This window comes from Paraburkholderia lebeckiae (assembly GCF_050436225.1).
Lineage (GTDB): Bacteria > Pseudomonadota > Gammaproteobacteria > Burkholderiales > Burkholderiaceae > Paraburkholderia > Paraburkholderia tuberum.
On the sequence record NZ_JBNDLU010000002.1, the window covers coordinates 1 to 21,043 of the forward strand.

At 59.7% G+C, this 21,043-nt stretch carries 13 protein-coding genes, 2 tRNA genes, 3 rRNA genes and 1 pseudogene; 14 read left to right on the forward strand and 5 right to left on the reverse strand.

What is annotated here, in order from left to right:
• The first annotated feature begins 294 nt into the window (after positions 1 to 294).
• From OKW45_RS14750 to rrf, 5 genes are all read left to right on the forward strand, one after another.
• Positions 295 to 1,827, forward strand: a 16S ribosomal RNA gene (locus tag OKW45_RS14750).
• A 79-nt stretch (positions 1,828 to 1,906) separates the two neighbouring features.
• Positions 1,907 to 1,983, forward strand: a tRNA-Ile gene (locus OKW45_RS14755).
• Between the two features lie 53 nt (positions 1,984 to 2,036).
• Positions 2,037 to 2,112 (forward strand) — tRNA-Ala (locus tag OKW45_RS14760).
• A 346-nt stretch (positions 2,113 to 2,458) separates the two neighbouring features.
• Positions 2,459 to 5,340: ribosomal RNA gene (locus OKW45_RS14765) — 23S ribosomal RNA — on the forward strand.
• 225 nt (positions 5,341 to 5,565) lie between these two features.
• A 5S ribosomal RNA gene (rrf, locus tag OKW45_RS14770) occupies positions 5,566 to 5,679 on the forward strand.
• The 16S, 23S and 5S rRNA genes sit together here with 2 tRNA genes alongside, the layout of an rRNA operon.
• Positions 5,680 to 5,831: 152 nt before the next feature.
• Here the strand turns inward: rrf and tnpC are convergent.
• The 3 genes from tnpC to tnpA are packed head-to-tail and all read right to left on the reverse strand — an operon-like array spanning position 5,832 to position 8,188.
• Positions 5,832 to 7,388, reverse strand: a complete 1,557-nt coding sequence (tnpC, locus tag OKW45_RS14775; RefSeq protein ID WP_429469450.1) for an IS66 family transposase — start codon at positions 7,386 to 7,388, stop codon at positions 5,832 to 5,834.
• A 30-nt stretch (positions 7,389 to 7,418) separates the two neighbouring features.
• Complete coding sequence (gene tnpB / locus OKW45_RS14780) at positions 7,419 to 7,763, reverse strand: IS66 family insertion sequence element accessory protein TnpB (protein ID WP_429466265.1); 345 nt, start codon at positions 7,761 to 7,763, stop codon at positions 7,419 to 7,421.
• Positions 7,760 to 8,188, reverse strand: a complete 429-nt coding sequence (tnpA, locus tag OKW45_RS14785) for an IS66-like element accessory protein TnpA (protein WP_429469452.1) — start codon at positions 8,186 to 8,188, stop codon at positions 7,760 to 7,762. Before tnpA ends, tnpB begins: the two co-directional genes overlap by 4 nt.
• A gap of 181 nt (positions 8,189 to 8,369) precedes the next feature.
• On the opposite strand from tnpA, the pseudogene OKW45_RS14790 reads away from it, so the two are divergent.
• The 5 genes and pseudogenes from OKW45_RS14790 to OKW45_RS14805 form a co-directional block, all read left to right on the forward strand.
• A pseudogene (locus OKW45_RS14790) lies at positions 8,370 to 9,145 on the forward strand (transposase); the annotation flags it as partial.
• A gap of 134 nt (positions 9,146 to 9,279) precedes the next feature.
• Positions 9,280 to 10,215 carry an integrase catalytic domain-containing protein gene (locus tag OKW45_RS14795; RefSeq protein ID WP_429469455.1) on the forward strand — a complete coding sequence of 312 codons (936 nt, stop codon included), beginning with the start codon at positions 9,280 to 9,282 and terminating at the stop codon, positions 10,213 to 10,215.
• The gene (locus tag OKW45_RS14800; RefSeq protein ID WP_429469458.1) at positions 10,170 to 10,709 is read left to right on the forward strand and encodes a hypothetical protein; all 540 of its coding nucleotides are present in this window, start codon (positions 10,170 to 10,172) and stop codon (positions 10,707 to 10,709) included. Before OKW45_RS14795 ends, OKW45_RS14800 begins: the two co-directional genes overlap by 46 nt.
• On the forward strand, positions 10,706 to 10,810 hold the full coding sequence (locus OKW45_RS39650; protein ID WP_503129157.1) for a hypothetical protein: 105 nt from the start codon (positions 10,706 to 10,708) through the stop codon (positions 10,808 to 10,810). The genes OKW45_RS14800 and OKW45_RS39650 overlap by 4 nt, the downstream gene beginning before the upstream one ends.
• Positions 10,811 to 10,866: 56 nt before the next feature.
• Entirely contained in the window at positions 10,867 to 12,135 is a 1,269-nt protein-coding gene (locus tag OKW45_RS14805) for an IS256 family transposase (RefSeq protein WP_429469461.1), read from the forward strand.
• A gap of 454 nt (positions 12,136 to 12,589) precedes the next feature.
• Here OKW45_RS14805 and OKW45_RS14810 read toward each other — a convergent pair whose 3' ends face one another.
• A complete protein-coding gene (locus OKW45_RS14810; RefSeq protein ID WP_018421902.1) occupies positions 12,590 to 13,786 on the reverse strand; it encodes a M20 aminoacylase family protein in 1,197 nt (398 codons plus the stop codon).
• A gap of 187 nt (positions 13,787 to 13,973) precedes the next feature.
• On the opposite strand from OKW45_RS14810, the gene OKW45_RS14815 reads away from it, so the two are divergent.
• Complete coding sequence (locus OKW45_RS14815; RefSeq protein ID WP_429469464.1) at positions 13,974 to 16,052, forward strand: molybdopterin-containing oxidoreductase family protein; 2,079 nt, start codon at positions 13,974 to 13,976, stop codon at positions 16,050 to 16,052.
• A 147-nt stretch (positions 16,053 to 16,199) separates the two neighbouring features.
• Complete coding sequence (locus tag OKW45_RS14820) at positions 16,200 to 17,873, forward strand: long-chain fatty acid--CoA ligase (RefSeq protein ID WP_429469467.1); 1,674 nt, start codon at positions 16,200 to 16,202, stop codon at positions 17,871 to 17,873.
• A 126-nt stretch (positions 17,874 to 17,999) separates the two neighbouring features.
• Here the strand turns inward: OKW45_RS14820 and OKW45_RS14825 are convergent, their stop codons facing one another.
• The gene (locus tag OKW45_RS14825) at positions 18,000 to 19,205 is read right to left on the reverse strand and encodes a porin (protein WP_018421898.1); all 1,206 of its coding nucleotides are present in this window, start codon (positions 19,203 to 19,205) and stop codon (positions 18,000 to 18,002) included.
• A gap of 304 nt (positions 19,206 to 19,509) precedes the next feature.
• Between OKW45_RS14825 and coq7 the strand changes: the two genes are divergently transcribed.
• Together coq7 and mraZ are read left to right on the forward strand one after the other, a co-directional pair.
• Positions 19,510 to 20,148 (forward strand): 2-polyprenyl-3-methyl-6-methoxy-1,4-benzoquinone monooxygenase, encoded by a 639-nt coding sequence (gene coq7 / locus OKW45_RS14830; RefSeq protein ID WP_429473289.1) that lies wholly within the window; start codon positions 19,510 to 19,512, stop codon positions 20,146 to 20,148.
• Positions 20,149 to 20,605: 457 nt separating this feature from the next.
• Positions 20,606 to 21,034: a division/cell wall cluster transcriptional repressor MraZ gene (mraZ, locus tag OKW45_RS14835; protein WP_013090620.1), complete on the forward strand. Its 429-nt coding sequence runs from the start codon at positions 20,606 to 20,608 to the stop codon at positions 21,032 to 21,034.
• The last annotated feature ends 9 nt before the right edge of the window (positions 21,035 to 21,043 follow it).

Sequence of the window (21,043 nt, forward strand, 5' to 3'; positions counted from 1 at the left end):
CATAATTCCGTTTCTCTGCTGCAGACGCAGCGACGCAAACGAAGCAGTGCCGGGCAGGAGTGGTTCAGGCGCGGCGGGTTTGGCGGACCGATCTTTAAAAACTAACAGCCGATAAGTGTGGGCGCTTGATGCGGAATGCGGCGGCGGATTCTCCGGAGTCTGCTGCCAGGCAGAAGTATCAGCAGCCTCACACAGTATTAGAGGAAGGTTTGTCTGTCGGAAGACGGACTGATCATCGTCAGTACGTTGAGTGAGCGACCGGGTTCGAGAGAGCCCGAAAACAGTAACAGGTTTGAACTGAAGAGTTTGATCCTGGCTCAGATTGAACGCTGGCGGCATGCCTTACACATGCAAGTCGAACGGCAGCACGGACTCCGGTCTGGTGGCGAGTGGCGAACGGGTGAGTAATACATCGGAACGTGTCCTGGAGTGGGGGATAGCCCGGCGAAAGCCGGATTAATACCGCATACGCTCGGGAGAGGAAAGCGGGGGATCTTTCGGGACCTCGCGCTCAAGGGGCGGCCGATGGCAGATTAGGTAGTTGGTGGGGTAAAGGCCTACCAAGCCGACGATCTGTAGCTGGTCTGAGAGGACGACCAGCCACACTGGGACTGAGACACGGCCCAGACTCCTACGGGAGGCAGCAGTGGGGAATTTTGGACAATGGGCGCAAGCCTGATCCAGCAATGCCGCGTGTGTGAAGAAGGCCTTCGGGTTGTAAAGCACTTTTGTCCGGAAAGAAAACCTCGTGGCTAATATCCGTGAGGGATGACGGTACCGGAAGAATAAGCACCGGCTAACTACGTGCCAGCAGCCGCGGTAATACGTAGGGTGCGAGCGTTAATCGGAATTACTGGGCGTAAAGCGTGCGCAGGCGGTGCTGTAAGACCGATGTGAAATCCCCGGGCTTAACCTGGGAACTGCATTGGTGACTGCAGCGCTGGAGTATGGCAGAGGGGGGTGGAATTCCACGTGTAGCAGTGAAATGCGTAGAGATGTGGAGGAACACCGATGGCGAAGGCAGCCCCCTGGGCCAATACTGACGCTCATGCACGAAAGCGTGGGGAGCAAACAGGATTAGATACCCTGGTAGTCCACGCCCTAAACGATGTCAACTGGTTGTCGGGCCTTCATTGGCTTGGTAACGTAGCTAACGCGTGAAGTTGACCGCCTGGGGAGTACGGTCGCAAGATTAAAACTCAAAGGAATTGACGGGGACCCGCACAAGCGGTGGATGATGTGGATTAATTCGATGCAACGCGAAAAACCTTACCTACCCTTGACATGTATGGAATCCTGCCGAGAGGCGGGAGTGCCCGAAAGGGAGCCATAACACAGGTGCTGCATGGCTGTCGTCAGCTCGTGTCGTGAGATGTTGGGTTAAGTCCCGCAACGAGCGCAACCCTTGTCCCTAGTTGCTACGCAAGAGCACTCCAGGGAGACTGCCGGTGACAAACCGGAGGAAGGTGGGGATGACGTCAAGTCCTCATGGCCCTTATGGGTAGGGCTTCACACGTCATACAATGGTCGGAACAGAGGGTTGCCAAGCCGCGAGGTGGAGCCAATCCCAGAAAACCGATCGTAGTCCGGATCGCACTCTGCAACTCGGGTGCGTGAAGCTGGAATCGCTAGTAATCGCGGATCAGCATGCCGCGGTGAATACGTTCCCGGGTCTTGTACACACCGCCCGTCACACCATGGGAGTGGGTTTTACCAGAAGTGGCTAGTCTAACCGCAAGGAGGACGGTCACCACGGTAGGATTCATGACTGGGGTGAAGTCGTAACAAGGTAGCCGTATCGGAAGGTGCGGCTGGATCACCTCCTTTCCAGAGCTATGCATTCATTGCACTCAAGTGCTCACGCTTATCGGCTGTGGTTAATGGCAGCAACGCAGACAGACAGCAGGGGTCTGTAGCTCAGCCGGTTAGAGCACCGTCTTGATAAGGCGGGGGTCGATGGTTCGAATCCATCCAGACCCACCAGTGTCGTGTCGGGTGAGCTGAAGGGCTGGGGCCGCTGGAATGGCTGTGGGACTGGGGGATTAGCTCAGCTGGGAGAGCACCTGCTTTGCAAGCAGGGGGTCGTCGGTTCGATCCCGTCATCCTCCACCAATCCTCAATGCGCAGTGTTCTGCCTGCAGGCAGAGCGTTGCGCATTGGCGATTGAGCCAGTCAGGGCGGTATGAGGCAGAGGCTTCATACCGGCTGTCGTTCTTTAACAATCAGGAAGAAGTAGTAAAGAGATTCACGAAAGCATGCCTGGAGATGGGTGTGTGAGTAGGTGAATCAGGGTTGTGATTGTATCGATGTATTTTAAAGGTGATCGAGAGATCGCTTTGGAATACGGCGCAACACGAATACTCAACCTGTAGCGAGTGCGTCTGTCCCCTCCGGGGATGGGACCCACGTAAGCGCTAAAGCGCTCACGTGGGTCGACCCAGAGACACACCCGTTATAGGGTCAAGCGAACAAGTGCATGTGGTGGATGCCTTGGCGATCACAGGCGATGAAGGACGCGGTAGCCTGCGAAAAGCTCCGGGGAGCTGGCAAACGAGCATTGATCCGGAGATGTCCGAATGGGGAAACCCACTCCTAATGGAGTATCCGCAGCTGAATCCATAGGCTGCGTGAGGCGAACGCGGTGAACTGAAACATCTAAGTAACCGCAGGAAAAGAAATCAACCGAGATTCCCAGAGTAGTGGCGAGCGAAATGGGATCAGCCGGTACACGTTATCTGTATTGTTAGTCGAACGCTCTGGAAAGTGCGGCCATAGCAGGTGATAGCCCTGTAGACGAAAACAGCATGGAAGAACTGGGTGTACGAGAAGTAGGGCGGGACACGTGAAATCCTGTCTGAAGATGGGGGGACCATCCTCCAAGGCTAAATACTCGTGATCGACCGATAGTGAACCAGTACCGTGAGGGAAAGGCGAAAAGAACCCCGGGAGGGGAGTGAAACAGATCCTGAAACCGCATGCATACAAACAGTCGGAGCCTCTGCGAAGGGGTGACGGCGTACCTTTTGTATAATGGGTCAGCGACTTACATTCAGTGGCGAGCTTAACCGATTAGGGCAGGCGTAGCGAAAGCGAGTCCGAACAGGGCGTCCAGTCGCTGGGTGTAGACCCGAAACCAGGTGATCTATCCATGGCCAGGTTGAAGGCACGGTAACACGTGCTGGAGGACCGAACCCACTAACGTTGAAAAGTTAGGGGATGAGCTGTGGATAGGGGTGAAAGGCTAAACAAACCTGGAAATAGCTGGTTCTCTCCGAAAACTATTTAGGTAGTGCCTCGTGTATCACCTTCGGGGGTAGAGCACTGTCATGGTTGTGGGGTCCATTGCGGATTACTACGCCATAGCAAACTCCGAATACCGAAGAGTGCAATCACGGGAGACAGACATCGGGTGCTAACGTCCGGTGTCAAGAGGGAAACAACCCAGACCGCCAGCTAAGGTCCCCAAATATGGCTAAGTGGGAAACGAAGTGGGAAGGCTAAAACAGTCAGGAGGTTGGCTTAGAAGCAGCCATCCTTTAAAGAAAGCGTAATAGCTCACTGATCGAGTCGTCCTGCGCGGAAGATGTAACGGGGCTAAGCCATATACCGAAGCTGCGGATGCACAGTAATGTGCATGGTAGGAGAGCGTTCCGTAAGCCTGCGAAGGTGCACTGGAAAGTGTGCTGGAGGTATCGGAAGTGCGAATGCTGACATGAGTAGCGATAAAGGGGGTGAAAGGCCCCCTCGCCGTAAGCCCAAGGTTTCCTACGCAACGTTCATCGGCGTAGGGTGAGTCGGCCCCTAAGGCGAGGCAGAAATGCGTAGCTGATGGGAAGCAGATTAATATTTCTGCACCATTGTGAAATGCGATGGGGGGACGGATCGCGGAAGGTTGTCCGGGTGTTGGAAGTCCCGGTCCTTGCATTGGAGAAGGCGCTTTGGCAAATCCGGGCGCGTAATTCAAGGGTGCGAGGCGAGCCACTTCGGTGGCGAAGCAACTGGAAGGGGTTCCAGGAAAAGCCTCTAAGCTTCAGTTTCACAGTGACCGTACCGCAAACCGACACAGGTGGGCGAGATGAGTATTCTAAGGCGCTTGAGAGAACTCGGGAGAAGGAACTCGGCAAATTGGTACCGTAACTTCGGGATAAGGTACGCCCTGGTAGCCTGACTGGCCTGCGCCAGAAGGGTGAAGGGGTTGCAATAAACTGGTGGCTGCGACTGTTTAATAAAAACACAGCACTCTGCAAACACGAAAGTGGACGTATAGGGTGTGACGCCTGCCCGGTGCCGGAAGATTAAATGATGGGGTGCAAGCTCCTGATTGAAGTCCCGGTAAACGGCGGCCGTAACTATAACGGTCCTAAGGTAGCGAAATTCCTTGTCGGGTAAGTTCCGACCTGCACGAATGGCGTAACGATGGCCACACTGTCTCCTCCCGAGACTCAGCGAAGTTGAAGTGTTTGTGATGATGCAATCTCCCCGCGGCTAGACGGAAAGACCCCATGAACCTTTACTGTAGCTTTGCATTGGACTTTGAACCGGTCTGTGTAGGATAGGTGGGAGGCTATGAAGCGTGGACGCCAGTCTGCGTGGAGCCGTCCTTGAAATACCACCCTGATCTGTTTGAGGTTCTAACCTTGGTCCGTGATCCGGATCGGGGACCGTGCATGGTAGGCAGTTTGACTGGGGCGGTCTCCTCCCAAAGTGTAACGGAGGAGTACGAAGGTACGCTAGGTACGGTCGGAAATCGTGCTGATAGTGCAATGGCATAAGCGTGCTTGACTGTGAGACTGACAAGTCGAACAGGTGCGAAAGCAGGTCATAGTGATCCGGTGGTTCTGTATGGAAGGGCCATCGCTCAACGGATAAAAGGTACTCTGGGGATAACAGGCTGATACCGCCCAAGAGTTCATATCGACGGCGGTGTTTGGCACCTCGATGTCGGCTCATCTCATCCTGGGGCTGTAGCCGGTCCCAAGGGTATGGCTGTTCGCCATTTAAAGAGGTACGTGAGCTGGGTTTAAAACGTCGTGAGACAGTTTGGTCCCTATCTGCCGTGGGCGCTGGATATTTGAAGGGGGCTGCTCCTAGTACGAGAGGACCGGAGTGGACGAACCTCTGGTGTACCGGTTGTCACGCCAGTGGCATCGCCGGGTAGCTATGTTCGGAAGAGATAACCGCTGAAAGCATCTAAGCGGGAAACTCGCCTTAAGATGAGATATCCCCGGGGCTTCGAGCCCCTTGAAGGGTCGTTCAAGACCAGGACGTTGATAGGTCAGGTGTGCACGTACAGTAATGTACTGAGCTAACTGATACTAATTGCCCGTAAGGCTTGATCCTATAACAGGTGTGTCTCGACCCGCGTTAGTGCTTCAGCACTTGCGCGGGTCCGATCCCCGAAGGGGATTGGTGTGAACTCCCGCGGGAGCTAACAGAAACGCACGGTTGGGATTCAGTGTTGTGCCAGAAACAACACAACCCCCACACGAATCCTTTATGCTTCTTCCCGATTGGCTGTGGCGCAACCGGTTGACTCCAACCCCTGCGACGCAGCAACCCGTCATGCCTGATGACCATAGCGAGTCGGTCCCACCCCTTCCCATCCCGAACAGGACCGTGAAACGACTCCACGCCGATGATAGTGCGGATTGCCCGTGTGAAAGTAGGTAATCGTCAGGCTCCCCCCCAGGTCAGAAACCCCACCCGCCGCGGTGGGGTTTTTGCGTTTACGCGGCCCAAATCAACAGCAACATCGACAGAGATGATTGGTAAGCACCTCGCGACGGCCGTCCGCAACGCGGCGCCCGCGTGAGGCATGATCGGGAATCGGGTTACGTGTCAGCAGACGCCGATGGGCCAGACTGCCGAGGCAGCTTCGTGACCACGTTCCAGGGCAACAGTTCGTCGATGCGGTTAATGGGATGGTCAGCGATATGGGTCAGGACGTATTCGAGGTAGGCGCGCGGGTTGATCCCGTTGAGCTTGCATGTGCCGATCAGACCGTACATCGCGGCTGCCCGCTCGCCTCCGCTGTCGGAGCCGGCGAACAGGAAGTTCTTGCGGCCCAGACTCACACAGCGCAGCGCGTTTTCGGCCAGGGCGTTGCTGATCTCAGCACGACCCTCTTCGCAGTACAGCGCGAGCGCGTCCCACTGGTTGAGCGAGTAACGGATCGCTTTGGCCAGTTCGGATTTCTTCGACAGCGTTGCGAGCTTGTCCGTCATCCACGTCCTGATGGTCGCGAGCAGCGGCACGCTTTTCTCCTGCCGCACGCACAGCCGTTCAGCAGCGGGTTTGCCACGGATGTCCGCCTCGATGCCGTAAAGTCCACCGATCAGTTCGAGCACCTCTCGGGTCGCCTCGGTAGGCGTTCGGGCATGCACGTCGTAGAGGTACCGTCTCGCGTGGTCCCAGCATGCAGCTTCACGGATCTTGCCGCTCTCGTACAGCTCGTTGAAGCCACTGTAGGCGTCGGCCTGCAGGATGCCCTCGAATCCAGCGAGATGGGTCTGGGGGTGGATGCCTTTGCGGTCGGGCGAGTAAGCAAACCACACCGCGGCCGGTTCGGTCGAGCCCGAACGGGTGTCATCGCGCACATACACCCACAGTCGCCCGGTCCTTGTCTTCTTCCTGCCCGGTTCGAGCACCGGGATCGGCGTGTCATCCGCGTGCAGCTTCGACGGTGCCACCGTGTAGCGGCGCAGCGCCTCGGTCAGCGGCACGCAAAGGGCCTCGCACTGGCCGACCCAGCGTCCCATGCTGGCCGGATCCAGCTTCACGCCGTCGCGCGCGGCAATCTGCGACTGCCGGTACAACGGCGCGTGGTCAGCGTACTTCGAGACGAGGATGTCGGCCAGCAGGCTCGGATGGGCAATGCTGCGCGTGATCGGCAGGCCGGGCATGGGCGGCTGCGAGAAGTGGTGGCCGCACGGACAGACCGTCTTGCGCCGGATCGTGCGGATCACCTTGAACATTGCCGCGACGCGGGCGAGCTGCTCGGACACGTCTTCTCCGAGCGGCTGCATGGCGCTGCCGCACTTCGGGCAGGTCGCGTCGGCGTCGAGTACGCGTTCTTCGCGTGGCAGATGCGGCGGCAGCGCTTCTTTCGGCGATGCGTCGCCCACAGGCGTGCTCGCGCCTGATTCGTGGGCGCGTCGCACGTCAGCGACACCACGCTCACCGGTCAAGTCCTCGAGCGCGGTTTCGAGCCGCGCGACCTCCCGGTCCAACTGCTCGGACTTGCGTCCGAACTGCATGCGCTTGAGCCTGTCGATCTGCGCCTTGAGCTGCCCGATCTCCAGATCGCGTTCGGCAAGCTGGGCACGCGCCTCGACCAGCAAGGCCCGCAGGGTTGCAACATCGTCAGGAAGTTCAGCGCCGTTCGACATGTGGCGCAGTTTACGAGCCTTCCTCGCGGTTTACAACATCGACAGCGCAGCCGTACGACGCGGCTGCCGCCAATCGATGCCTTCGAGCAACCTCGACAGTTGCGCCGCCGTCAGATGGACCTTGCCGCCATCGGCGTGTGGCCAGACGAAGCGACCACGCTCAAGCCGCTTCGCAAGAAGCCAGAGCCCGTCTTCGGTCGCCCACATGACCTTCACGAGATCGCCGCGCCGGCCCCGGAAGATGAACACGTTGCCACCCAGCGGATTGTCCTCGAGCGCCGTCTGCACCTTTGCCGCCAGCCCCTGGAACCCGCAGCGCATGTCGGTGACGCCTGCCACCAGCCAGACGCGTGTACCCGTGGGTAGAGAGATCACGATCGCACGCTCCCCAGGACGACGCGTAGCGTGTCGGCGTCGACAACGCCGTTGACCTTGACTACCACGTCACCGAACCGGATCTCGATCGTCCCGGCTCGTGCAGTCCGGTTGCAGACGTCCCTTGCATCTGGGGGCATCGCCACGCGCTGCGGCGGCGTCTCATGAACCACCGCCACTGGAATCAGGCACGTCGTTTCCGCCTGCAATTGCTCGCGATAGCGACGCCGCCAGGTGAACAGCATGTTTGCATTGATGCCATTGTCCCGCGCCAGCTTCGCGACCGACGCACCAGGCTCACATGCCGCGGCCGCAAGCCGGCGTCGAAACTCGCGATCATAATTCGGGCGTTCCTTGCGGCTACCCGGCCTGGCTTCCGACTCTGTCACAGTGATGTCCATCAAATCGAAAATGATGGGCACCACTTTGATGTCGGTTCTCGCCGCCGTCTACGACGGTCGTCGTGAGGTGCTTACGATGATTGTAAGGTAAACGCCCGGTGAAGGCCCGGGAGCGAGCTGGCGGAGCGGCCCCTGGAACGGCCCCGTCGAAAACCGGAAACGAGGTAACGCTTAAACTTTAAGGTAGTCTTCCGCCTATGCGCCTATGTTTAAGCCTAGCTCCCATGTAGAACCCGTTGAGGTTCTGACCCAGCCGGAACAGCGCCGGCGCCGCTCTGTCGAGGAGAAACTCGCGATAGTGCGTGAGACCTTCGAACCCGGAGCGAGCGTTTCCGGGGTAGCCCGTCGCCATCAGGTGAATGCGAACCAGGTGTTCGCCTGGCGCAAGCTGTATCAGGATGGCAGCCTGTCAGCCGTGAGTGCCGGCGAACAGGTGGTGCCAGCCTCCGACCTGGTCGAAGCGACGAAGCAGATTCGCGAACTCCAGCGGCTGCTGGGCAAGAAGACCATGGAAGTGGAAATCCTCCGCGAAGCAGTGGAGTACGGCCGGGCAAAAAAATTGATTGCGCGCTCACCATTGCTGCCGGGGGACGACCGATGAAGACGGTCTGTGAAGTCCTGGGTGTGTCGCGCTCTAATCTTGCGGTCAAATCGAAGCGCCCCGCCAAGTGGGTCGACCAGCGCAAGACGCCAGCCCTGGACGACATGCCGCTGGTCACCGAGCTTCGGGGGCTGGTTGCCGAGCTGCCCACCTACGGCTACCGGCGTGTGTGGGCGCTGCTGCGGCGAAGCCGGGACGCGCAGGCCCAACCTCGCGTTAATGCAAAACGGGTTTATCGGGTCATGCGTACCTACGGCCTGCTACTCGAGCGCCGGCCTTGTCATGCCCAGTCCGCACGCCGGCACGACGGCAAGGTCGCGGTGGAGCGAAGCAATGCGCGCTGGTGCTCGGACGGCTTCGAATTCCGTTGTGACGATGGTGCGCTAGAGAACGACAATTACCTTGGCCGGCGCATTGACTCAAGATTTTTGCTACCAAGCGGTACCTGTTGCCTCATGTAATTTGTTACCCGTCAGAATGCTGGCGGGGACGACTTATGACGAGGCGGCTCAGCATGACAACACGACGGGAATTGACTGAGGCGGTTGGCGAGCGGTATCGACGTTCTGACCGGACGGAGAAACGCCAGATCCTGGACGAATTCATTCAATTGACGGGCTATCACCGCAAGCATGCGATCCGGGTGCTGTGTCGGGATCCGCAGCCGCAAAGGGCGAAGCCAGGGCCGCAGCGACGCTATGGCGACGAAGTGCGTGCGGCGCTGATCACGCTGTGGGAGGCCGCCGACAGGATCTGCGGCAAGCGGTTGGAGGCGCTCATCCCGACGCTGATCGACTCGATGACACGGCATGGTCACCTGTCGCTATCGAAGGACGTGCGCCAACGGCTTAAGCAGATCAGCGCCGCTACCATTGACCGGCTGCTGCGCGACGTGCGCGAACAGGCCTTCTCCGGCCAGCGCCGGCGCGCCGGAGGAATCGGCAATGCAATTCGCCGTGCGGTGCCGATCCGCACGTTCTCTGACTGGAACGATCCGTTGCCCGGCTATCTCGAGGTCGATTTCGTCGAGCATTGTGGTGGCACCAAGATCGACGGCGACTTCGTGCACAGATTCGTGATGACAGATATCGCGACCGGCTGGACCGAATGCCTGACCATGCCGTATCGCAGCGGGGCGTTCGTTCTCGAGCACATCGAGCGTGTTAGCCGTGCGTTGCCGTTTCCGCTACGTGGTCTGGATTGCGATAACGATACTGCCTTCATGAACGCGGCCATGCTTGACTTCTGCAAGGCAACGGGTATCGAACTGACGCGCTCACGTGCCTACAAGAAAAACGATCAGGCGTGGGTCGAGCAAAAGAATGGCGCCATTGTGCGTCGCCTCGTTGGCTATGGCAGGCTACGCGGCCTCGAAGCCACGGCAACCTTGCATCCCTCTACGAGGTGTCGCGGCTGTACATCAACTTCTTCCAGCCATCATTCAAGCTGAAATCGAAGACCCGTCACGGCGCGAGGGTGACGAAGCGCTATGAGGCGCCCTTGACGCCGCTCGAGCGCGTGCTGCGCTCTGCTTCGGTGTCGGAGGCAACCAAACGCAGACTGCGTGCCCAGTTCAGAGCGCTCGACCCACTGGATCTCTTACGTCGAATGCGCGACGCCCAGCAGCGTGTCGCCGAATGCAGTGCTTCCGGAGCGGCGCCGCCGGAGACAAGAACATCCGGTCAAGTTCCACTCGCGGATTTCCTGGCGAGTCTTGGAACGGCGTGGCAGGCCGGAGAGGTCCGGCCGACGCATCATCGAAAAGCGCGCGTCCCCCATGACTGGCGTACCCGGGAAGATCCGTTCGAGCATACTTGGCCGAAGATACAGCAGTGGCTCGAAGCGGAGCCCGGCATTACCGCGCAAAAGCTCCATGAGCGTCTCACTTCGATGGCTCCCACCATGATTCCGGCGCGCAGTTGCGCACCTTGCAGCGCCGCGTGAAGGTATGGCGATCGAATCGCGCCAGAGAACTGGTGACGCGGATACTCGGCGATGCCGACGCGATGACGGCTGGCGCCGCTACGCAGCGCCAGCCGTCATGAGCCTGTCAGAAATTTAGTGTGTCGAGGTCATGAGACGATAACGGAAATAACGTCCTATGACCGACACAACAGTGATCAAGAAAAGCAAGAACCTGAAGGCGCCGAAGCTGTTCCCCGATGAGCTGATCGATCAACTGCTGGCGCAGGTGCAGAACAAGGATGCCGGGTCGATCCTCGGCGAATCGGGCCTGGCCGGGCAACTGAAGAAGCAACTGGCCGAGCGCATGCTGGCGGCCGAACTGACGCATCACCTGGAAACCGAGGGCGGGCAAGGCAAGAGCGGCAACCACCGTAACGGCACCAGTTCGAAGACGGTCATCACGCCCAATGGCGAGCTGCACCTCGATATTCCGCGTGACCGTCAGGCGACGTTCGAGCCGCAACTGATTGGCAAGTATCAACGTCGGCTGCCGGGATTCGACGACCACGTCATCAGCATGTACGCGCGCGGCATGAGCGTGCGCGAGATCCAGGGCCATTTGCTGGAGTTGTACGGGCTGCAAATCTCGCCCGACCTGATTTCCACCGTCACCGATGAAGTGCTGGCTGAAGTTGAGCAATGGCAGCAACGCCCGCTCGAGGCGATGTACCCGATCGTGTATTTCGATGCCCTGAGGCTGAAGATTCGCGACGAAGGCACGCTCAGGAACAAGGCGGTGTATCTGGCGCTGGGCATCCGCGCCGACGGCCGCAAGGAAGTGCTGGGCTTGTGGATCGAGCAAACGGAAGGCGCCAAGTTCTGGCTGAAGGTCTTTAACGAACTGAAGAACCGCGGCTTGCATGACGTTCTGATCGCGGTCGTCGACGGCCTGCGCGGCTTTCCGGAGGCAATCGAGGCGGTCTATCCGGCCGCCCAGATCCAGACCTGCATCGTGCATTTGATCCGCAATTCGCTGAATCTGGCGAGTTGGAAGGACCGCAAGCCGCTGGCATCCGCGCTCAAACCGATCTATCAGGCCGCCACGGCTGAAGCCGCTGCGGCGGCGCTCGACGCCTTCGCGCAAAGCGAGTGGGGCCGCAAATTCCCCACCGTCGCGGCGATGTGGCAACGCCAATGGGAACAGGTGATCCCCTTCTTTGCCTATCCGCCCGAAGTGCGTCGAATCATCTATACGACCAACGCCATCGAGAGCATGCACATGCAGTTGCGCAAGATCGTCAGGAACCGCGGCCACTTCCCCAGCGACGAAGCCGCCAGCAAGCTGCTGTATCTGGCCTTGCGCAACATCGAAAAGGATTGGAAGATGCCGCCTATCACCTGGCGGCAGGCGGTCAATCAGTTCGCCATTCTGTTCGGCGAGCGATTCACCGCCGCCATGAGCTGAGATTTTCTAACCGACCTCAGCACACAAGATTTCTGACACCTCCGCCGTCATCGCAAAACATTCGGACAGTGACAATTACCCGGGAGTAACATCATCCCGTGAGGCAACACGGGCGGCCATCGTAATTGACAATCTACAGTCTGTTCTCGTTTCTGGAGAGCTGGTACAACATACGCCGCCTGCACAGCAGCATCGGCTACTGTTCGCCGCTCGAGTTCGAAAACCTGCATGCGCAAGGTCAAAGCTTATCGCCGCGCGGGTTGTCCACCGCCAGGCAGCGTCGTGGTCGTGACAGGCGACCCGCCGCCCGGCCGTGGACAACCCGCGATTCAACCTATCGGGAGGTGCCACACCGCATTAAACTCAACTGCAGATCTATCCGTCGAACCGGGTCAGCCTCAAAACAGCATTGAAGCAAGCGACACCGCCGCCCGCCTCAACGCTTTTCAACTCTCTACTTCCCTTGCGCCAGAAACTTCTGCGCCAGTCGGACCCAATACGTCGATCCCACCGCCAACAACTCGTCGTTAAAGTCATAACTCGCGTTGTGCAGCATACAAGGGCCCGCACCGTGGCCAGCTTCGCGGTGGCCGCCATCGCCGTTGCCCAAAAACGCATAGCAACCCGGTTTCGCCAGCAGCATGAACGAAAAATCCTCGGCACCCATGGTCGGTTCAACTGCTTCATCGACATTCTCCGCGCCAACGACCTCTTTCATGACCGACGCCGCAAAACGCGCTTCCTCGCTGCTGTTGATCGTCGGGGGATAGTTCCGGTGGAATTGGATCTGAACGGAGCAATCGTATGCTTCGGCTGTACTGTGCGCGATCTTGCGCATGCGTGACTCGATCAGGTCGAGCGTTTCTGTAGTGAAGGTCCGAACGGTCCCCGCGATCCAAGCGTCGTCCGGTACCACATTGACCGCATCGCCCGCATGTATCTGCGTTATCGACAATACCGCAGTATCGAGCGGCTTTTTGTTTCGCGTGATGATGCTTTGCAGCCCGTTGGCAATTTGCACCGCCGCAAAGACCGGATCACGGCCATTGTGCGGTAGCGCTGCATGCGAGCCGACACCCTTGATTTCGATGCGAAATTCATTGCTCGACGCCATGATCGGACCTTCGGTCACGCCGAAGTGGCCCGCCGGCATGCCCGGCCAGTTGTGAATGCCAAACACGGCGTTCACGGGGAATTTGTTAAACAAGCCGTCGTCCATCATAGCCTTCGCGCCGGCGCCGCCTTCTTCAGCCGGCTGGAAAATGAACACGATCGTGCCGTCGAAATCACCGTGTTTGGCCAGGTAGTGCGCGGCACCGAGCAGCATCGCCGTATGTCCGTCGTGCCCGCACGCATGCATCTTGCCGTCGTTCGTCGAACGATGATCGAAGCTGTTGAGCTCCTGGATCGGCAGCGCGTCCATGTCGGCTCGCAGGCCAATCGCACGCGAGCCGTTACCTCGCTTCAATACGCCGACCACGCCCGTCTTGCCGAAACCACGGTGAGTCTCGATGCCCCAGGACTCGAGCGAACGCGCGACGAGATCAGCAGTCGCCGTCTCTTCGTAGCGCAGCTCCGGGTGGGCATGGATGGTTCGTCGAAGGGTCTGAATTTCGCCGCGAGCGGCCTGAATTTCGGGGATGAGTTTCATGATTGAGTGATTATGCGTTTGTGCTTGACGAGCTTGAGATCGCCGCGGACCACGTCGGCCCGGGCACTGCGGATAATTCATTCTACGCCGAAGGCATTCTTGGTGGCGCCACCGAGGTCGGCGGCCTATAGACGTAATAAAATTCCACTTTGCCCGACCGCTTACTGCTCGCCAGGACACATTGCCGATGAACGCCCCGACCGAATTCGTGCGCGCCGTGTGCCCGCACGATTGCCCCGACACCTGCGCGATGCGCGTGACCGTCGACAATGGACGGGCGATCAAGGTCGCCGGCGATCCCGACCATCCGCCGACTCAGGGCGTGCTGTGCACGAAGGTCAGTCGTTACGAGGAGCGTGTATACCATCCGAACCGGTTGACGACGCCCATGAAGCGTGTCGGCCGCAAGGGCGAGGGCCGTTTCGAGCCAATCGGCTGGGACGAAGCGTTCGACCTTGCCGCAAGCCGCCTCGGCGAGATTGCCCATCGCGCGCCGGAAGCGATTCTGCCTTACAGCTACGCGGGCACGATGGGCTTGGTGCAGGGCGATAGCATCTCGCAACGCTTTTTCCACAAGCTCGGCGCCTCGCAGCTGGATCGCACGATTTGCGCGGCGGCCGGCGCTGCCGGCCTCAAGTACACGTACGGCGCCGGCATCGGTATGCACACCGAGTTTTTTGCCGAGAGCGAGGTGATCCTGATCTGGGGAGCAAATCCGATTGCATCGAATCTGCATTTGTGGACGCGCGCGCAGGAGGCCAAGCGTCGCGGCGCCCGGCTGATCGCAATCGATCCGTATCGCTCGCTGACCGCGGAGAAATGCCATCAGCATATTCCGCTGAAGCCAGGCACAGACGGGGCTCTCGCGCTCGGCATCATGAACGTCCTGATTACCGAGAATCTGCTCGACCACGAGTACATCGCGGCGCACACGCTGGGCTTCGCCGACTTGAAGGTGCGTGCGCTCAGCTATCCATTGTCTCGGGTTAGTGAAATCTGTGGCGTCGAAGAAGAGGAAATTGCCGACCTTGCGCGACTTTACGCCAGCACGAAGAAAGCCGCGATCCGCTTGAATTACGGTCTGCAGCGGGTGCGTGGCGGGGGCAATGCGGTGCGCGCAATCGCGTGTCTGCCGTCGCTGACCGGCGCATGGCGCGAGCGTGCGGGCGGGGCGCTGTTGTCGTCGAGCGGTTGGGCACCGGTCGACTCGCACGCGTTGCAGCGTCCCGACCTGATGCCGGGTTGGCCGTCGAAGCCGAGCCGCGTGATCAATATGAATGCGATCGGCGACGCGTTGCTGCATCCGGGCGACGCGACGTTCGGCCCGAAGGTCGAGGCGATCGTGGTCTACAACTCGAATCCGGTCGCGGTCGCACCGGACTCCGAACGCGTCGCGGCGGGTTTTGCGCGCGAGGATCTGTTCACGATCGTGCTCGAGCATTTCCAGACCGACACCGCGGATTACGCCGACCTGCTGTTGCCTGCCACGACGCAGCTCGAGCATCTCGACGTGCACAAGTCATACGGCCATACGCACGTGATGGTCAACCTGCCCGCCATCGCGCCGTTCGGCGACGCACGGCCGAATACCGAGATCTTCCGCAGCCTCGCGCGCCGCATGGGCATGACGGAACCGGCGCTCTTCGACAGCGACGAAGCCGTCGCGCAAGCTGCATTTCGCTGGGACGACAAGACGCTGGACGGTGTCGACTGGCCGATGCTGAAGCAAGCCGGCTGGGCCCGTCTCAATCTGCCTGACGCGCCATTTGCCGACGGCGGTTTTCGCACGCCATCCGGCAAGTGCGAGTTCTACAGCGAGCGCCTTGCACAACAGGGCCTCGACCCGCTGCCTGACTACCTGCCACCCTACGAATCGGCCGACGGCGCGCCCGAACTGGCGGCCCGCTATCCGCTCGCGATGATTTCACCGCCCGCGCGCAACTTCCTGAACAGCACCTTCGTGAACATCGAGAGTCTGCGTGCGACGGAAGGCGAACCGCATCTGGACATCCACCCTGCCGACGCGCACGCGCGCGGCATCGGCGACGGTGATCAGGTGCGCATCTTCAACGACCGCGGCTCGATGCAAGCGCGTGCCCGCGTGACCGACCGGGCGCGCGAAGGCCTGGTCGTTGGGTTGTCGATCTGGTGGAAGAAGCTCGCGCCGGACGGTCGCAACGCGAACCAGTTGACGAACCAGGCACTCACCGATCTCGGCGGTTCGGCGACGTTTTACGACTGTCTCGTCGAAGTCGAGCGGGCCTGAAGGCCGCGCCGCACATTGAAACTGACGCCCAGCCTCGCAAGTTCGAGGCTGCCGTCTAACCTCGTCGCTTTGGCCATTGGTCGCAATATGCCCATGCTACGATGCGTTTTTAGCACGACCATTCGAAAATAATTCAGGAGACGCTGCATGGAGAAAATCTGGCTGAAATCTTATCCGCCCGGCGTTCCAGCAGAGATCGACCCGACACGCTATTCGTCGGTGGCCGAGTTGCTCGAGGAAGCCTTTCGCGAACACCGCGCAAAGCCGGCGTTCGTGTGCATGGGCAAGCAGATCAGCTACGGTGAACTCGACGAGCTTTCGCGCGATCTTGCGGCGTGGCTGCAGTCGAAAGGACTCACGCGCGGCTCGCGTGTCGCGATCATGATGCCGAACGTGCTGCAGTATCCAGTCGCGCTCGCCGCGGTTCTGCGCGCGGGCTATGTGGTCGTGAATGTGAATCCGCTGTACACACCGCGCGAACTCGAGCACCAACTGAAGGACAGCGGCACCGAGGCGATCATCCTGCTCGAGAATTTCGCGGGGACCTTGCAGGCAATCGTGCGCAATACGCCGATCAAGCATGTGGTCGTCGCGGCGATGGGCGACCTGATGGGCATCAAAGGCCCGCTCGTGAACTTCGTCGTGCGCAAGGTCAAAAAGATGGTGCCGGCGTGGAGCCTCGCTGGGCACGTCAAGTTCAACGACGCGGTCTCGGAGGGCGCACGTCTGACGTTCAAGCCGGTTCAGCAGGGCCCCGACGATATCGCGTTCCTGCAATACACGGGCGGCACCACCGGCGTGGCCAAGGGCGCGACGCTGCTGCACCGGAACCTGATCGCGAACGTGCTGCAGTCTGAGGTCTGGCTCAATCCGGTGCGCGCGAACCGCACGGATATCGATCAGTTCGTTACGGTCGTCGCGTTGCCGCTGTATCACGTGTTCGCACTGACCGTGTGCGGGCTGCTGACGATCCGCACCGGCGGTCTCGGCGTGCTGATTCCGAATCCGCGCGATATCCCCGGCATGATCAAGTCGCTCGAGGGGTATGCGATCACGACGATTCCCGCGGTCAACACGCTCTACAACGCGATGTTGAACAGCCCCGACTTTCACAAGCTCGACTTCTCGAAGCTGCTGACCGCGAACGGCGGCGGCATGGCGGTGCAGGAGGCGGTCGCGAAGCGCTGGTTCGAGCTGACGCGCACGCCGATCGTCGAGGGCTACGGACTGTCGGAAACGTCGCCGTGCGTGACCTGCAATCCCGTCACCGCCACCGAATACAACGGCACGATCGGGCTGCCACTGCCGTCGACCGAAGTCTCGATCCGCGACGACGAAGGCAGCGAAGTATCGCCCGGCCAATCCGGCGAGATCTGCATCCGCGGCCCGCAGGTGATGGCGGGCTACTGGAACAGGCCCGACGAAACCGCCAAGGTGATGACGGCGGACGGCTTCTTCAAATCGGGCGACGTCGGCGTCATGGGCGCGGACGGCTTTGTGAAGATCGTCGATCGCAAGAAGGACATGATTCTGGTGTCCGGCTTCAACGTGTATCCGAATGAAGTCGAGGACGTCGTCGCAAAGCTGCCGGGCGTGTTCGAAGTCGCGGCGGTGGGGGTACCGGATCAGCATTCCGGCGAGGCAGTGAAGCTGTTCGTCGTGAAAAAGGATCCGTCGTTGACTGACGAACAGATCTTCGCATACTGCAAAACGCAATTGACCGGCTACAAGCGGCCGAAGGTCGTCGAATTCCGCACCGAGTTGCCGAAGAGCAATGTCGGCAAGATCCTGCGCCGCGAGTTGCGCGACGGCAGGGCTTAAGCGACCCAAGAACAAAAGCCCGGCGCACGAAAGTGCGCCGGGCTTTTTGTTGCCCGTACAAAATCCGCGCATAAAAAAAGGCGCCCGAAGGCGCCTTTGAGACAAACTGCGTTTTTTTACGACTTATTAGAACTTGTGGCGGATCCCGACGCGAGCCGTGAACTGGTTGTTGGTCGTCGAACCGGTCAGGCCGTTGATGCCTGCCGTTGCTGCGACCACCTGACCCGTTGCGTTGACCGTGTCGCCCAAAGCGTGCTGGTACACGCCGACCAGGTACACGTCGGTACGCTTGGACAGGAAGTAGTCCACGCCCAGCGCGCCTTGGTGGTATTGAGCACGCGAGTTGCCTTCGATCTGCGTGCCGCGCGTGTAGTCATACGCTGCGCCGACCAGCAGTGCCGGGGTCAACTGATACTTGAAGTTGATTTCGCCGTTGTTGAACGTTGCCTTCTGGCCAGCGAACGGCGACGCGAACGTCTTGCCGAGGTTGCCGAACTGGATGTTCGAATACGTCAGGCCGATGGTTGCCGCGCCGAACGTGTATGCACCGCCCGCGCCGACGACCTGGTACGTGTTGGCCGACGAGAAGCCGGCGTACACCGGGCTCGATACCGCAAAACCCGCCGGGCTCGCGGTCGAGAAACCGGCGCCTGGCGTGTTCGCTGCGATCGTGCCGCCGTTGTTGAACAGACCGCCCGACGCTGCCGGCGTACGTGCGTTCAAATAACCCACGCCCAACTGCAGCGGACCGTTGTTATAGCCACCACCCAACGACCAGATCTGGTTGTGCGTGAAGTCACCGGCGACGCCACCGAAGCTATACGTGCCGCCGAACGTCAGGCCGTTGTAGTTTTTGCTGGTGAACTTGACCGTGTTGTTGGTGCGATACGCGTTGTTGAAGTTGTCGATATCGCCCGGGTGAGCGGCGATGTAGCCGCCCCACTGATCACCCGATTCGAACGGACCCACGTAGTCGACGACGGAGTCGTACTGACGACCCAGCGTGACCGTGCCGAAGTTGCTCGACAGACCGACATATGCCTGACGACCGAACATCAGGCCGCCTTGACCGAGCTTGCCATTCGTCGTGTCAAAGCCGTTTTCCAACACGAACAGGGCCTTCAGACCGCCGCCCAGGTCTTCCGTGCCACGCAGGCCGAAACGCGAGCCTTGCAGGACGCCGCTGGACATGTTGTACAGATGCTTACCGCCCGAGTTGGTGTTCATGTTGATACCAACGTCAACGATGCCGTACAGGGTCACGCTGCTCTGCGCATGAGCGACGCCTGCGAATGCGCCCAATGCTGCGAGAGCGAGAAGCGACTTTTTCATCGAATGATCTCCAAGGAATACGAATCTTTTGTACAAGGCGAAATATTTAGTTAGTGCTGAGGGCCTTGCTATCCAACTTCGCGAGAAGTTGCCACGTAATGTAACAAAAGGCATACATGGAACAAAGAAAAAGGAGTCGCTCCGGAAGGCCGCTGTTTCGTTTACGCAACATGGTCTAGAATCCGAAATTAACCGCCCATTTCATGCGGATGGGTGCCTGTCGGGCCGCGGGTTTCGCGTCGCGAGGCCTTGTCGCACGGACCTTCCGGAACGATGCGACGGTTATCGAATCAGGGAGCGCTTTATGTTGCTGGACGAGTTGATTGGCGAGTTTGATCGGGGTTTACGCTCACTGACGGGGGTCTCGCGGATGAGCCGTCCGCTGCCGCTTCCGCAGGTTTCCGCGGCGACGGCCGAAGCTCCCGAACTCTCGCCCGCGGAGCGCGCGCATGCGGCGGGTTTGATGCGTGTGAACCACGTCGGCGAAGTGTGCGCGCAGGCGCTTTACCAGGCGCAGAAACTCGCCACTGACTCGCCTTCATTGCGCGCCATGTTCGACCACGCCGCGTCGGAAGAGGAAGATCATCTGGCGTGGACCGCTAAACGCCTCGAGGCGCTCGACTCGCGTCCGAGTCTGCTCAATCCGCTGTGGTACACCGGCGCGCTCGCGATCGGACTTGCCGCAGGGCGTCTCGGCGATCGCGTAAGCCTTGGCTTCATGGCCGAAACGGAGCGCCAGGTCGAGCAGCATCTCGACAGTCATCTCGATCAGCTCCCCGCCGCGGATCATGAATCGCGCGCGATCGTCGAGCAGATGCGCGTCGATGAAGCGCGGCACGGCAAGGCCGCGATGGACGCGGGCGGCATCGAGTTGCCGTTTCCTGCACGCGCGTTGATGCGTGCGATGTCGAAGGTGATGACGCGCACCGCCTATTACATATGAGCGTTTCACCCGCCTCGCTTCGCTAACCGGAGCACCGCACGCATCGCCTCAACCATCGCTGAACGCATTTTCGCAAGCGAGACGGCGCCGCGCGCCCCGTTCGTCGTCCGTCCGGGCGACGCCGCCTTGTCTCTTTCAGAATCCCTTAACGATCTCTTTCAATTCGCGCTGTTTCCTCGCACTTTTCACGTATCACCTTCACAAGTTGCAGTAGCCCATTCATTTATAACGGTTTTCCGTTTTTATGCGGGACGTGAAGGAGTCGCCCTAAGTCCTTGTTCTAGCAAACAAAATCCGCTCAAAAAGCGGGCCGCTCCCTTGACCCATGTTTAGCGTTACTCTAAAGTGGGAGACAGTGTGAGAAAGTGTATTTTTGTGTGTTCTCGGCACCACTTTCGGGTAGATTTTCACGGATCGGGCGAGCGGCGCAAACAGCGTCGCAATAGGGGAAAGCGAAGTGTTCCAAGGGGCGTCGGCGCTGACGCTCGATGCGAAAGGGCGGATGTCGATTCCCTCTCGTTATCGGGATGCGCTGCAAACACAGGCAGAGGGCCGGGTGACTATCACCAAGCACCCGGACGGCTGCCTGTTGCTCTTTCCGCGCCCCGAATGGGAAATCTTCCGTGACAAGGTCGACAAGCTGCCCATGAACGCCGCCTGGTGGAAACGCATATTTCTCGGCAATGCAATGGATGTGGATATGGACGGCGCAGGCCGTGTGCTCGTGTCGCCTGAGTTGCGAGCGGCTGGCTCGCTGGAGAAAGAAGTGACCTTGCTCGGCATGGGCCGCCATTTCGAGTTGTGGGATGCACAGATCTACGCCGCGAAGGAACAGGCGGCGATCGCCGAGGGCATGCCCGACGCGTTGAAAGATTTCACGTTCTGATCGCGGCTC